General features: G+C 68.2%; 14 protein-coding genes. 6 read left to right on the top strand and 8 right to left on the bottom strand.

Features of this window, described 5'->3' with window-relative positions; all coding sequences use genetic code 11:
- Nucleotides 1-12 precede the first annotated feature (12 nt).
- The gene (locus G154_RS17240; RefSeq protein ID WP_110807294.1) at nucleotides 13-867 is read left to right on the top strand and encodes a uracil-DNA glycosylase; all 855 of its coding nucleotides are present in this window, start codon (nucleotides 13-15) and stop codon (nucleotides 865-867) included.
- A 7-nt stretch (nucleotides 868-874) separates the two neighbouring features.
- Nucleotides 875-1,927: an LLM class flavin-dependent oxidoreductase gene (locus G154_RS17235; RefSeq protein ID WP_019510552.1), complete on the top strand. Its 1,053-nt coding sequence runs from the start codon at nucleotides 875-877 to the stop codon at nucleotides 1,925-1,927.
- Here the strand turns inward: G154_RS17235 and G154_RS17230 are convergent.
- Genes G154_RS17230 through G154_RS17220 form a run of 3 tightly spaced genes read right to left on the bottom strand, consistent with a single transcriptional unit; the run spans nucleotide 1,924 to nucleotide 3,280 of the window.
- On the bottom strand, nucleotides 1,924-2,373 hold the full coding sequence (locus tag G154_RS17230) for a nitroreductase family deazaflavin-dependent oxidoreductase (RefSeq protein WP_019510551.1): 450 nt from the start codon (nucleotides 2,371-2,373) through the stop codon (nucleotides 1,924-1,926). The genes G154_RS17235 and G154_RS17230 overlap by 4 nt on opposite strands.
- Before the next feature lie 3 nt (nucleotides 2,374-2,376).
- The gene (locus tag G154_RS17225; protein ID WP_019510550.1) at nucleotides 2,377-2,814 is read right to left on the bottom strand and encodes an HIT family protein; all 438 of its coding nucleotides are present in this window, start codon (nucleotides 2,812-2,814) and stop codon (nucleotides 2,377-2,379) included.
- A 46-nt stretch (nucleotides 2,815-2,860) separates the two neighbouring features.
- Nucleotides 2,861-3,280, bottom strand: a complete 420-nt coding sequence (locus G154_RS17220; RefSeq protein ID WP_019510549.1) for a DNA-deoxyinosine glycosylase — start codon at nucleotides 3,278-3,280, stop codon at nucleotides 2,861-2,863.
- Between the two features lie 106 nt (nucleotides 3,281-3,386).
- On the opposite strand from G154_RS17220, the gene G154_RS17215 reads away from it, so the two are divergent.
- Nucleotides 3,387-4,517: an adenylate/guanylate cyclase domain-containing protein gene (locus G154_RS17215; protein ID WP_019510548.1), complete on the top strand. Its 1,131-nt coding sequence runs from the start codon at nucleotides 3,387-3,389 to the stop codon at nucleotides 4,515-4,517.
- On the opposite strand, the gene G154_RS17210 is transcribed toward G154_RS17215, so the two are convergent.
- Complete coding sequence (locus G154_RS17210) at nucleotides 4,514-6,793, bottom strand: cation-translocating P-type ATPase (RefSeq protein WP_023986112.1); 2,280 nt, start codon at nucleotides 6,791-6,793, stop codon at nucleotides 4,514-4,516. The two genes, G154_RS17215 and G154_RS17210, sit on opposite strands and share 4 nt — an antisense overlap.
- A gap of 62 nt (nucleotides 6,794-6,855) precedes the next feature.
- The gene (locus G154_RS17205) at nucleotides 6,856-7,059 is read right to left on the bottom strand and encodes a cation transporter (RefSeq protein WP_019510546.1); all 204 of its coding nucleotides are present in this window, start codon (nucleotides 7,057-7,059) and stop codon (nucleotides 6,856-6,858) included.
- Between the two features lie 85 nt (nucleotides 7,060-7,144).
- Here G154_RS17205 and G154_RS17200 point away from each other — a divergent pair, with 85 nt between their 5' ends.
- Nucleotides 7,145-7,774, top strand: a complete 630-nt coding sequence (locus G154_RS17200; protein WP_019510545.1) for a DUF305 domain-containing protein — start codon at nucleotides 7,145-7,147, stop codon at nucleotides 7,772-7,774.
- Here the strand turns inward: G154_RS17200 and G154_RS17195 are convergent, their stop codons facing one another.
- Nucleotides 7,775-8,650, bottom strand: a complete 876-nt coding sequence (locus tag G154_RS17195; RefSeq protein WP_019510544.1) for an AIM24 family protein — start codon at nucleotides 8,648-8,650, stop codon at nucleotides 7,775-7,777.
- Nucleotides 8,651-8,732: 82 nt separating this feature from the next.
- Here G154_RS17195 and G154_RS17190 point away from each other — a divergent pair, with 82 nt between their 5' ends.
- Nucleotides 8,733-8,936 (top strand): hypothetical protein, encoded by a 204-nt coding sequence (locus G154_RS17190; protein WP_023986110.1) that lies wholly within the window; start codon nucleotides 8,733-8,735, stop codon nucleotides 8,934-8,936.
- A gap of 4 nt (nucleotides 8,937-8,940) precedes the next feature.
- Here G154_RS17190 and G154_RS17185 read toward each other — a convergent pair whose 3' ends face one another.
- Both G154_RS17185 and G154_RS17180 read right to left on the bottom strand, forming a co-directional pair.
- Nucleotides 8,941-10,824, bottom strand: a complete 1,884-nt coding sequence (locus G154_RS17185; RefSeq protein ID WP_023986109.1) for an ABC transporter ATP-binding protein — start codon at nucleotides 10,822-10,824, stop codon at nucleotides 8,941-8,943.
- The gene (locus G154_RS17180; RefSeq protein ID WP_023986108.1) at nucleotides 10,821-12,548 is read right to left on the bottom strand and encodes an ABC transporter ATP-binding protein; all 1,728 of its coding nucleotides are present in this window, start codon (nucleotides 12,546-12,548) and stop codon (nucleotides 10,821-10,823) included. Before G154_RS17180 ends, G154_RS17185 begins: the two co-directional genes overlap by 4 nt.
- Before the next feature lie 158 nt (nucleotides 12,549-12,706).
- On the opposite strand from G154_RS17180, the gene G154_RS17175 reads away from it, so the two are divergent.
- Nucleotides 12,707-13,237, top strand: coding sequence for a DUF3558 domain-containing protein (locus tag G154_RS17175; protein WP_023986107.1), 531 nt, complete (start codon nucleotides 12,707-12,709; stop codon nucleotides 13,235-13,237).

Raw genomic sequence — 13,237 nt, 5'->3', positions numbered from 1 at the left:
CAGGATGGATCGGTGCCTGGAAAAGAGCCGAGACTGCCGCATCCGCGCACCGGGCAACCGTTCTGTTCGCCGGTGCCTCCGGGCTCTGGCTGGCCGGGTGATCCCGCCAAGCGGACCACTCCGGTGGCGCGTGCCGCCGCCGATGTCGAGGTGCTGGCCGCCGGTGCCCGCTCGCTGCCCGTCCTGGACGCCGAGGTGAGTGTCTGTCGGGCATGTCCACGGCTGGTGACCTGGCGTGAGGACGTCGCCGTGCAGAAGCGCCGCGCGTTCGCCGACCAGCCGTACTGGGGCAGGCCCATCCCCGGCTGGGGTACGCGCCGGCCGCGGGTGCTGATCGTCGGATTGGCACCGGCCGCGCACGGCGCCAATCGCACCGGCCGGGTCTTCACCGGGGACCGCTCCGGTGATCAGCTTTTCGCGGCGCTGTTCCGGGCCGGACTGGTCAGCGCCGGGGTCAGCGTCGACGCCGCCGACGGGCTGAGCACCGAGGCGGTGCGGATCGTCGCGCCGGTGCGGTGCGCGCCACCGGCCAACAAGCCGACCCCGGAGGAGCGGACCACCTGTGCGCCGTGGCTCACCGCGGAGTGGCAGCGGGTCAGACCATCGGTGCGGGTGGTGGTGGCCCTCGGCGGATTCGCCTGGCAGGTGGCGGCCGGACTGGTGGCCGACGAGCTGGCCGCGGGGCCCAAGCCGGTGTTCGGCCACGGTGCGCAGGTGCGATTGACCTCCGGCGCGGTGCTGCTGGGCTGTTATCACCCCAGCCAACAGAACATGTTCACCGGCCGGCTCACCCCGGCGATGCTCGATGATGTCTTCACCACAGCGGCCCGGATCGCGGGGAAAGAAACGGGGCCGCGGCGACGTTGAACCGTTAATGCGTCTATCTGTCCTGGACCTCGTTCCTGTCCGTACCGATCAGAGCACCGCCGACGCGGTGGCGGCGACCGTGCAGGTCGCCCAGACCGCCGACCGGTTGGGCTTCACCCGTTACTGGGTGGCCGAACACCACAACATGCCCGCCGTGGCGGCGACCAGCCCGCCGGTGCTGCTGGCCTATCTGGCCAACCAGACCGAGCGGATCCGGCTGGGGTCGGGTGGGGTGATGTTGCCCAACCATGCGCCGCTGGCGGTCGCCGAACAGTTCGCCCTGCTGGAGGCGATGGCCCCCGGCCGTGTCGACCTGGGCATCGGCCGAGCCCCGGGATCCGATCCGGTGACGTCGATGGCGCTGCGCGGGGCCCGTGCCGCCAACGACGAGGACATCGAGCGGTTTCCCGAGTACCTCGACCATGTTGCGGCGCTGATGAGTACCGGTGGTGCGCGGGTGGGACTGTCGCGGGGGATGCTGGCCCAGCAGGACTACACCCTGAAGGCGACGCCGGCCGCGGTCGGGGAGTGCACGTTGTGGCTGTTGGGTTCGTCGATGTATTCGGCGCACCTGGCCGCCGCCAAGGGGCTGCCCTATGTGTTCGCCAACCACTTCTCCGGTCAGGGGACCGCCGAGGCGCTGGCCACCTATCGTGCCGAATTCCGGCCCAGCCCGGAGCTTTCCGCGCCGCGGACCTTCCTGACCGTCAACGCGTCGGTGGCCGACACCGCCGAGGAGGCGCACCGGTTGCTGCTGCCGAACCTGCAGATGATGGGCCGATTGCGGACCGGCCGTCCGCTCGGGCCGCTGGACCTGGTCGAGGACGCCGAGGCCACTTCGGTATCGGCGCAGGAGCAGTTGATCATCGACTCGTCGGTGGCGCGAACCGTCGTCGGGGACGCCGCCGGCGCGGCCGATCAGATGCGGGCGCTGGCAGCGGAATTCGACGTCGACGAGGTGATGGTGAACCCCGTCGCATCGGCGTTCGCCGGCACCGCGGCAGGCACCGCGCCGGCCCGCGAGCGCACCCTGGAGCTACTGGCCAAGGAACTGCTCTAGGGGCTCAGCACGATCACCGGGATGGGCCGCGATGTGCGCTTCTGATAGCCGATATAGCGGTCCTTGTTGCCGCGCATGTCGTTGACGATCCGCCACAACCGGTCGAAATCGGGATCGCCGGGAAACACGGCCCTGGCCGTCACCGGAATGCGCCGCGGACCGACGTTGATCTCGACCTGCGGGTTGGCCTTCAGATTGTGATACCAGCCGGGCGCCTTGGGCTCGCCGCCCTTGGAGGCCACCACCAGGTAGTCCTCGCCGTCGCGGGCGTAGGTCAACGCGTTGGCCCGGGCCAGTCCCGTCTTGGCGCCGACGGTGTGCAGGATCAGGGCCTTCGGGCCGAAGGGGATCGTATGGCCGATCCGGCCGTCGGTGGCCTTGTACAGCTTGTCGTGCAACAACAGCAGCGGAAGCCCGATGTATCGCTCCCATGGCGGCATGCTCATGGGTCAATCCTGCTCGGCCGCGTCGAGTTCCGCCAGTGCGGTGCGCAACAATCGCCCGGACTCCTCGCGGTCGGGGTCGCGGCGCACCAGCATGCCCTTGGCGAAACTCAGTTTGTCGCCGGCGCGGCGCGGCACGACATGCAGGTGAATGTGGAACACCGTCTGGAACGCCGCTTTGCCGTCGTTGATGGCGATGTTGTTGCCGTCGGCGTGCAGCCCGGAGCGCCTGGCGGCGCGGGCGATGCGCTGGCCCAGTGCCGCCATCGCCGCGACGGTGTCGGGCGCGGTGTCGGTCAGATCGACGCTGTGGGTCTTGGGGATCACCAGGGTGTGGCCGCGGGTGAAGGGGCGGATGTCGAGGATCGCCAGCAGGTCGTCATCCTCGTGGATGCGGACGGCGGGCGCCTCACCGGCGACGATGGCGCAGAACACGCAGGACATGCAGACACCGTATCCGCCCGCCCCGGCCGGTCTGTCCGTCCCGCGGTCAGCCGAGCGCGTCCCGCCAATGCCGCAACTTCTCGGCATAGGCCATCGTGTGCGCCGGGCTGGTTGACGGTAGTTGCACGGTCGGCAGGTCCGGCGCACCGACGACCAACCTGCGATGGTTGCGTTCGGCGGCCTTGCCGTTGAACACCAGCAGGCCGATGCCGGGGTGGTCGGTCAGCAGCGCGCCGATATCGTTGGCCACCATGCTGGCCGGCTCGATGGCCGAGTCGAGGCTGCCGATCCGCCGGCACGACTTCAGCACATCCCACACCGCGACGCCGTGCCCGGCCAGCGCCGCCGCGCGGTGCGGGTAGGGCGCGTCCGGCTCGAAACCGTAGATGTCGGCGCAGATCCGCCAGAAGGCGTTGCGCGGATTGCCGTAGTACTGCCGGTGCTCAAGGGACAGTGCACTGGGCATATTCCCAACACCAGGATGGTGGGGTGCGCGCCGATGATGGGCGCGAGGCCGTGCAGCACGTCGCTCACCGCCCCGATCTTGCCCGCCGCCGGTATAGGTTGGCCCGGTGGGTAGCGACTCCGATATCGACTTCGACGTCGAGGCCTCCGGTCTGCTCGACGGGTTGACCGGTCAGGCCCGTGCCGACCGGGCCGAACTGATCCCATGGTTGCTGGACCAGGGTGTCACGGTCGAACAGATCCGCGACTGCGACGAACCGGTCCTGTTGGCGTCGCGCCGGATCCTGGGCGATGACGGCGATTATGTGTCCGCCCGCGAGATCTGCGAGAGCACCGGGATCGATCTGGAGCTGCTGCAGCGGGTTCAGCGGGCGCTGGGCCTGCCACGGGTCGACGATGTCGACGAGCCTGCGCACCTGCGCGTCGACGGTGAGATAGCCCGCTATGCAAAGCAATTCGCCGACATGGGTATCGACGAGGACAATATCGTCCTGGTCGTGAGGGCGCTCGCCGACGGATTGTCCAAGACGGCCGAGGCGATGCGGTTCACCTCGATGGCTGCTGTCATGGCCCCGGGGGTCAGCGAGCTGGATGTCGCGGTGGCATCCGAAGCGCTGCTGCGACAGGTCAACCCGCTGCTCGGCCCGCTGATCGAGGACATGCTGCGCCTGGAACTGCGCCGCACCATGGAGTCCGATGCGGTGACCGCAGGCGAGCGTGCCGAGGGACGGCCACTACCTGGTGCCCGAGAGGTGACCGTCGCGTTCGCCGATCTGGTGGGCTTCACCAAGCTGGGCGAGGCGGTGCCGCCCGAGGAACTCGAAGGCCTGGCCAACCGGCTGGTGCAGACCACGCACGAGGTGGTCGCGCCGCCGGTGCGATTCGTCAAGTCTATCGGCGATGCCGTGATGCTGGTCAGTCCCGAACCGATGGCGTTGTTGACGGCGGTGCTGGCGCTGCTGGAAGCCGCGGGCGCCGATGACGAATTCCCCCGACTGCGGGTGGGTTTGGCCTCGGGGAAGGCGGTCAACCGGGCGGGCGACTGGTTCGGCAGCCCGGTCAATCTGGCCAGCCGAGTCACCGGCGCGGCCCGGCCCGGCGCCGTGCTGGTCACCGAGGCGGTGCACGATGCGATCGGCGAGGACGCCGGCATCGAGTGGTCCTTCGCGGGCGCCAAACGGCTCAAGGGCATCAAGGACGAGGTCAAGCTGTTCCGGGCGCGCTACTGTCCCGGTTAGCCCACCCGACCGCCTGCGGCGTCCGTGCTCGGCGAGAACCGGCGCAGCCGCAGACTGTTGCTCACCACGAACACCGAACTGAAGGCCATCGCGGCGCCGGCGATGATCGGGTTGAGCAGGCCGACCGCGGCCAGCGGTAAGGCCGCGACGTTGTAGGCGAACGCCCAGAACAGATTTCCCTTGATCGTGCCCAGCGTGGCGCGGGACAGCCGAATGGCATCGACGGCGGCACGCAGATCCCCGCGCACCAGGGTCAGATCCGATGCCTCGATGGCAACATCGGTGCCGGTGCCCATCGCCAGGCCGAGATCGGCGGTGGCCAGCGCGGGTGCGTCGTTGACTCCGTCGCCCACCATGGCGACGACATGGCCCTCGGCCTGCAGCGCGGTGATCACGTCGACCTTCCCTGCGGGCAGGACCTCGGCGACCACGCGTTCGATACCCAACTGACCGGCCACCGATTCGGCGGCCCGGCGGTTGTCGCCGGTCAACAGGATCGGGGTCAGGCCGAGCGCGCGAAATCCGGAAATCGCTTCTGCGGCGGTGTCTTTAACCGTATCTGCCACCACGATGACGGCGCGGATCTGCCCGTCGGCGGCGAACCAGATCGGGGTATGCCCATGGGTGGCAGCCTCGTCGGCGATCTGCACCAGGCGCTGCGGCGCATCCAGCGACCAGTCCGCGCGCAGCCAGCTGATCCGGCCGGCGGCCACCGCCCTGTTCTCGACCACCCCGGTGACGCCGAGACCGCCGTGATTGGTGAACGCGTCGACCGCGGGCAGCGGGCCGCGCCGGGCCGCATACTCGCTGACAGCACGTGCGATCGGATGTTCGGAGCCGTGCTCCAACGCGCCGACCGATCTGAGGATCTCGTCGACGTTCTCGCCGTCGGCGACGTGCACGTCGACCACCGACATCCGGCCGGTGGTCACGGTCCCGGTCTTGTCCAGGACGATGGTGTCCACCCGGCGAGTGGATTCCAGGATCTGAGGTCCCTTGATCAGGATGCCCAACTGGGCCCCGCGGCCCGTGCCGACCAGCAGCGCGGTCGGGGTGGCCAGGCCCAGGGCGCATGGGCAGGCGATGATCAGCACGGCAACTGCCGCGGTGAAGGCGGCGGCCGGCGCACCTCCGGCCAACAACCAGCCCACCAGGGTGGCCAGCGACAGCACCAGCACGATCGGGACGAAGACCGCCGAAACCCGGTCGGCCAGCCGCTGGACGTCGGCCTTACCGCTCTGGGCGTCGGTGACCAGGCGGGCCATCTGCGCCAGTTGGGTGTCGGCGCCGACGTGGGTGGCGTGGACCTCCAGCCGCCCGGACACGTTCACGCACGCACCGACCACCGAGTCGCCGACGTTGACCTCGAACGGCACCGACTCACCGGTGAGCATCGACGCGTCGACGGCCGAGGTGCCCGCGGTCACCACACCGTCGGTGGCGATCTTCTCGCCGGGGCGCACCACGAAGGTGTCCCCGACGGCGAGTTGCGCTATGGGGATGCGGATCTCACCTGCCCCGGTGTTTTTCCCCGTCGCTTCGCTCGCCCCGGTGCGCAGCACGGCCACATCCTTGGCGCCCATGTGCAGCAGCGCCCGCAGCGCGGCACCGGACTGCCGTTTGGCCCGCGCCTCGAAATAGCGCCCGGCCAGCAGGAAGGTCGTCACGGCGGCGGCGACTTCGAGGTAGAGATGTGGTTCGTTGCTGCGCGAGATGAACTCGAACGGCATCTTCATACCGGGCATGCCGGCGTGGGTGAAGAACAGCGCCCACACCGACCAAAGGTAGGCCGCGGTGACGCCCACCGAGATGAGCGTGTCCATGGTGGCCGCCCCGTGGCGCAGGTTGGTCCAGGCGGCCCGGTGGAACGGCCAGGCGCCCCACACCACCACCGGGGAGGTCAGGGTGAGGGTCAGCCATTGCCAGTTGTCGAACTGCAGTACCGGGATCATCGACAGTGCGACCACCGGCAGGGACAGTGCCGCCGAGATCAGCAGCCGCTGTCGCCAGGGCGCGGACTCGTCGGGTTCGGTTCCGGTGCCGTCGGTTTCGGTGCTGTCGGTCCGGGCGGCGGGCACCGCCGCGGTGTACCCGGTGGCCTCGACGGCGGCGACGAGATCCTCCGGTGTGACGGTGTCGGGGTAGTCGACCCGCGCCTGTTCGGTGGCGAAGTTGACGCTGGCTTCGACACCGTCGATCCGGTTGAGTCGCTTCTCTATCCGGGCCGCACACGATGCGCAGGTCATGCCTCCTACGTCGAGGGTGACGGTACTCATCTCGCCTCCGGTTCTCTGGCGTTGTGGTGGGGGTGGCGGCGTACGGGCGCTTGCAGGTCAGTTCAGGCCGGTACGGCCACGTCGTAGCCGGCGTCCTCGATGGCGGCCGCAAGAGATTCGGTCGCCGCGCTACCTGCGACGGTGACGGTTCCCGCGCTCAGATCGACATCCACCGAGGTCACACCCTCGACGGCGGTGAGTGCGGCGGTGATGGACTTTACGCAGTGGCCACAGGTCATACCGTGGACGTCAAGGACGATGCTCATGCCGCCATGGTATACCGGTAGGGGGTATGGGTAAACGTCTACGTCCACGTCTGTAGGGAGGAACACATCGATGAGGAAAACGGCGATGGCGATCGCAACAGGAGCGGCCGCCGTCCTGCTGCTGGCAGGCTGTACCAGTCAGTCCGAACCCGCCGCCGACGGTCACACCGACCACGGCCATGACACCGGTCAGGAGAGCGGTCACAACACCAGTCACGATGGCAGCGGGGCAAACCCCGGCCCCGGCGCCGACGCCGGCACGCACAACGGTGACGACGTCGCGTTCGCGCAGCACATGATTCCGCATCACAGCCAGGCCGTGGAGATGGCCGACATCTTGCTGGCCAAGCCCGACGTGGATCCCCGGGTGGTCACGCTGGCCGAGCAGATCCGCGCCGCGCAGGCGCCCGAGATCGAACAGATGCAGGGCTGGCTGGACCAATGGGGCAACCCGCCGATGCCCGCCATGGACCACAGTTCGATGGACGGCATGGTCGCACCCGCCGATATCGAGAAACTGCGCGCGGCACCGGGTCCGGAGGCCACCAAGCTGTTCCTGGAGCAGATGATCGGACACCACGAGGGTGCGGTCACCATGGCGCAGAGCGAGATCGACGGCGGGCAGTACCCGCAGGCCGTCGACCTGGCCCGGGCCATCATCGACAGTCAGCAGAAAGAGATCGACGAGATGAAGTCGATCCTGAACAGCCTCTGACTATTGCACGGGGATGGTGATGCCCTCTGAGGGCTGCACGATCACGAATCCCTGGCCGTGGAAGGCGACCTGCACGGCCTCACCGGAGCCGCGACCGATCAGGGCACCCGCCTTGAAGCTGGTCTTGAGCTGGGTCTGCAGGTTCGCCGACCAGGCCACCACCGCGTTGGTGTCGGCGTAGGTCGGCGCCTCGGCGGCATTGAGCACCACCGGCGGTCCGTCGGTGGTCAGGGCAACCCACCCACTGCCTCGCAGCGTGGTGTTGAACAGGCCACCGACGGCGATGCTGCCGCCCTTGACCCGCTCGATGTTCCAGTCCAGGCTCGCCGAGAAGGCCAGCACGTTCTTACCGCTGATCGACAGCCCCGAGTTCGTCAGATGCAGCAGGTGCACGTAGTTGGCCTGCTCGGCCAGGAACACGTCACCCTGGCCCTGGACGCGCATCAGCGGAAGTCCTTCGCCGGTCAGTGCCTTCTTGAGGAACTTGCCGGCCCCGCCGCCCTCGAAGGCGAAATCGACGTTGCCCTGGTAGGCGACCATGGAACCTTGCCGGGCCATGAAGGGTTCGCCGACCCGGACCCGTAGCAGCCGCTCGTTCTGGAGCGCGATCGCCGACGACTCCTTCTCGCTGAACCGGCCGTCGATCAGGTCACCACTGATACCGCTGAAACCGTCACCGCCGCCCTGCGGCTGGGGATCCTGGCGAACCGGTGCGGCCTGCTGCTCGTCCTGCGGGTGGCCGCCGGCGCCGGGCGGCGGGCCCAGCGGGGACGCGAACACCTGGCCCTGGTGGGATACCTGGTCGGTCCAGTTCTGCCCGTCGTACCAGCGGTACTCGTAGCGTCCCTCGGGATCCCGCAACCACTGACCACTCACCGTGTGCTCCTCAACGTCAATCGTCTCGCCCAGTATCCGATCACCACATATCCAATCACTTCACGCTGGCATGCTGGGTCGCATGGCAGCTGACGAAATCGATCGGGTCCGGGGTAGAAGCGCGTTGGCGGTGGTCAAGCAGCATCCGGGCATGGTGTTGTTCCTGGCCTCGCCGGCGATCATCGGGTTGATCGCGGTGTGGTGGCTCGCCGGAGTGGGGTGGGCGGCATTGCTGTTGGTGGCACTGGTTCTGGGCGGGGGAGTCGCGGTGCTCGTCAAACGCTGAACCGTCAGGCCTTGGCCATCTCCCAGTACTCACCGCGCCGGGCCAGCAGCTCGGCATGAGTGCCGCGCTCGACGATACGGCCGGCCTCCATCACCAGGATCTGGTCGGCGTCGCGGATCGTCGACAGCCGGTGGGCGATGATGAAACTCGTCCGGTCCCTGCGTAACTCGGCCATCGCCTGTTGGATCAGCAGTTCGGTGCGGGTGTCCACCGAGCTGGTCGCCTCGTCGAGGATCAACAGCTGGGGTCGGGCCAGCACCGCTCTGGCGATGGTGATCAGCTGCTTCTCGCCGGCACTGATCGCACCGCCGTCATCGCCGACGCGGGTCTGGTAGCCCAGCGGCAGCGTTCGTACGAACCGGTCGACGTGGGCGGCCCGGGCGGCCGCATGCACCTCGTCGGCGCCGGCATCGGGTCGCCCGTAGGCGATGTTGTCGTAGACGGTCCCGCTGAACAGCCAGGTGTCCTGCAGCACCATGCCGATCCGCGAACGCAGATCGGCCCGCGGCATGGTGGCGATGTCGACATCGTCGATGGTGATGCGGCCGGAGTCGGCATCGTAGAACCGCATCAGCAGGTTCACCAGCGTGGTCTTGCCGGCCCCGGTCGGCCCGACGATCGCGACGGTGGTGCCGGGCTCGGCGATCAGCGACAGCTCGTCGATGACGGGGGAGTCGGGCCGGTAGCCGAAGGACACCCGCTCGAACCGCACCCGACCAGGGCCGACCGGTCGGGTGGCCGGCGGCGCGTCCGATGGCTCCTCCTCGGCATCGAGCACTTCGAAAATCCGCTCTGCGCTGGCAATCCCGGACTGCAGCGCGTTGTACATCGCGGCGACCTGCGTCAGCGGCTGGTTGAACTGGCGGACGTACTGGATGAAGGCCTGGATGCTGCCGAGGGTGATCTGCCCGGTGGCGACCTGGATGCCACCGACCACCGCGACGGCGACGTAGCTGAGGTTGCCGATGAAGGTGGTGGCGGGTCCGACCAAGCCGGAAAGGAACTGCGCGGCAAGGCTGGTGCGGTGTACATCGCCGTTGAGCGTGTCGAACTGCCGGCCCGCCGCGGCTCGGTGGCCGTAGGTCTTCACGACAGTGAAACCGCTGTAGGTCTCCTCGATATGGGCGTTGAGCCGGCCGGTGTTGGCCCACTGCTCGGCGAACAGCTTCGCCGACCGGCGGGCGATGGCGCGGGTCGCCCACAGCGACAGCGGGACGGTGAGCACGGTCAGCGCCGTCAGCAGCGGGGAGATCGTCAGCATCGCCACCAGCACGGCCAGCACCGTCAGCGCCGACGTGAGCAGCTGGCTGATCGCCATGCCCAGCGTGGACTGCACATTGTCGACATCATTGGTGACGCGGCTGAGCAGTTCGCCGCGCTGACGGCCGTCCACATAGGACAGCGGCAACCGGTGCACCTTCTGCTGGATTTCGGCGCGCAGCGTCATCATGGTGCGTTGCACCACCACGTTGAGGATGCGTGCCTGCAGCCATACCAGCAGGGCGGCAACCAGATACAGCCCGAGCGCGAGCAGCAGGGTGTGCGCGACCGCGGTGAAATCGACCCCCTTGCCGGGTACGACGTTCATCCCGGACAACAGGTCGGCCAGGGTGTCGTCACCGCGGGCCCGGGCGGCGGTGATCGCCTCCTCCTTGCTCAGCCCGGCCGGCAGTCCGCGGCCGATGACACCGTCGAACAGCAGGTCGGTGGCGTGGCCGAGGATTCGTGGGCCGATCACGCCGATCGCGATACCGCCGACGGCCAGCATGATCACCGTCGCGGTCAACATGCGTTGCGGGGTCAGTCGTTTCAGCAGCCGCAGCGCCGAACCGGTGAAATCTCGGGAGCGGACGGTCGGCGGTTGCATCCCGCGCGCCGGGCGCGTCATGCGATCCCCACCGTCTGGGAATCCACGAACTCCACATATGTCCGGCAGGTCTGCAGCAGCGACTCGTGGGTGCCGCTGCCCACCACGATGCCGTCCTCGACGACGATCACCTGATCGGCCTGGGCCACGGTGCTGATCCGCTGCGAGACAATGATGACGGTGGCCGACCCGGACACCTGCCGCAGCGCGGTCTGCACCCGGGCGTCGGTGCGGGTGTCCAGCGCCGAGAAGGCGTCGTCGAACAGGTACACCGCGGGACGGCGGATCACCGCGCGGGCGATCGCCAGTCGTTGCCGCTGACCGCCGGAGAAGTTGATGCCGCCCTGCGCCACCCGCATGTCCAGACCGTCGGGATGAGCGCGCACGAAATCGTCGGCGGCGGCCACCCGCAACGCGTCCCACATCTCGGCTTCATCGGCGTCGGCCTTGCCGTACCGCAGGTTGTCGGCGACGGTTCCGGAGAACAGGTAACCGCGCTGGGGCACCAGCCCGACGGCCCCCCAGAGATCCTCGGTGTCATAGTCGCGCACGTCGACGCCGTCGAGGCGGGCCGATCCACCCGTCACATCGTAGAGCCGGCAGATCAGCGACAGCAGCGTCGACTTTCCCGAACCGGTGCTTCCCACGATCGCCGTCACGGTGCCGGGCCGGGCGGTCAGCGAGACTCCTTGCACGACAGCACGGTCGGCGCCCGGATAGCTGAATGTGGCATTTTCCAGCGTGATCTCACCGCGCAGATCGGTGCCGTCGACAGGCTCGGCGGGATTGCCGATCTGTGCGACGGTGGACAGCACCTCGGTGATCCGCTCCGCGCATGCCGAGGCACGTGGCAGCAGTACCAGCAGCAGGGTGGCCATCACCACCGCCATCAGGATCTGCATGAAATAGGCCAGGAACGCGATCAGCGAGCCGACCTGCATCTGGCCGGTATCGATGCGCTGGCCCCCGAACCAGATCAACGCGACGCTGGAAATGTTGATCACCAGCGTCGTAGCGGGCAACATCAGCGCCTGCCATCGCCCGGCGATCAGTGCGGTATCGGTCAGTGCGGTATTGGCCTCGGCGAACCGTTCTCGCTCCAGCGGCTCCCTGGCGAATGCGCGGACCACGCGGATACCGGCGAGTTGTTCGCGCATCACCCGGTTGATGTTGTCGATCAGCCGCTGCATCGACCGGAAGATCGGCAGCAGCTTGGACACCACCCACCAGTTCGCCACCGCCAGGACCGGGACACTGACCAGTAGCAGCCACGACAGGCCGGCGTCCTGGTGGATCGCCATCGCGATCCCGCCGACGCCCATGATCGGCGCGGTGATCAGCATCGTCGCCGTCATCTGCACCAGCAGCTGGATCTGCTGGACATCGTTGGTGGTTCGGGTGAGCAGTGTCGGCGCACCGAACCGGGCACTCTCGGTGGCCGAGAACGTCAGGACATGGCCGAAGATGGCGGCGCGCAGATCGCGGCCGAACCCGATCGCGGCCCGGGACCCGAAGAACACCGCGCCCACCGCGCACACCACCTGCAGTGCGGTCACCCCGAGCATCACCAGGCCGAGGTCGACGATGCGGCCGGTGTCACCCTTGGCCACGCCGTCGTCGATGATGGCGGCGTTGACCGTCGGCAGATACAGCGATGCCAGCGTGCTGACCACCTGCAGCACCGCCACCACCGCGAGCAGCCCGCGGTAGGGCCGCACGTGGTGGCGGACCAGTGCCAGCAGCATGTGGTCACTCTTGCACACCGCGCTGTCCGGACCGCTCATCGGCCGAGACACGAAAAGGCAGGTCAGTCCGTATGTCAACGGTGTGGTGCGGGTCGGCCGCTACAGTGCATGTCGTGATCTTCCGACGCGGTGACGGCCGACTCAGCTGCGCGGCGAAGATGCTGGTTGTCGCCACTGCGGTGCTGCCCGTCGTCGTCGCGTGTTCGGATTCCGAGAGCCCGAGTACACCCTCGGTGCCCTCCACCACGGAGTCCGCCCCGGAGGCCCAACACGGGCCGGTGTTCCCCGAGTGCGGTGGCATCAGCGATGAGACCATCGCCCAGCTGACCCAGGTCCGTGGGCTGGTCAACACCGCGCGCACCTCGGTGGGGTGCCAGTGGCTCGTCGGCGGTGGCATCATCGGCCCGCACTTCTCGTTCACGCACTTCCGCGGCAGTCCGATGGGCCGCGAACGCAAGACCATGGAGCTCTCGCGGGCCAGCGTCGAGGATGTCAGCATCGAGGGACACGACGGTTTCGTCGGCATCGGCGAGGACCTGGTCCTGGGCCGGAACCTCTGCGAGGTCGGCATCGGATTCGGCGACGACTTCATCGAGTGGTCGGTGAGCTACACCCAGAAGCCGTTCCCCGATGCCTGTGAAGTGGCCAAAGAATTGACCCGCCAATCGATTGTGAATGCGCAGCGATGA

It is taken from the genome of Mycobacterium sp. VKM Ac-1816D, assembly GCF_000416385.1.
GTDB classification, from domain to species: domain Bacteria; phylum Actinomycetota; class Actinomycetes; order Mycobacteriales; family Mycobacteriaceae; genus Mycobacterium; species Mycobacterium neoaurum_A.
This window is presented reverse-complemented; position numbering and strand designations above follow the sequence as displayed.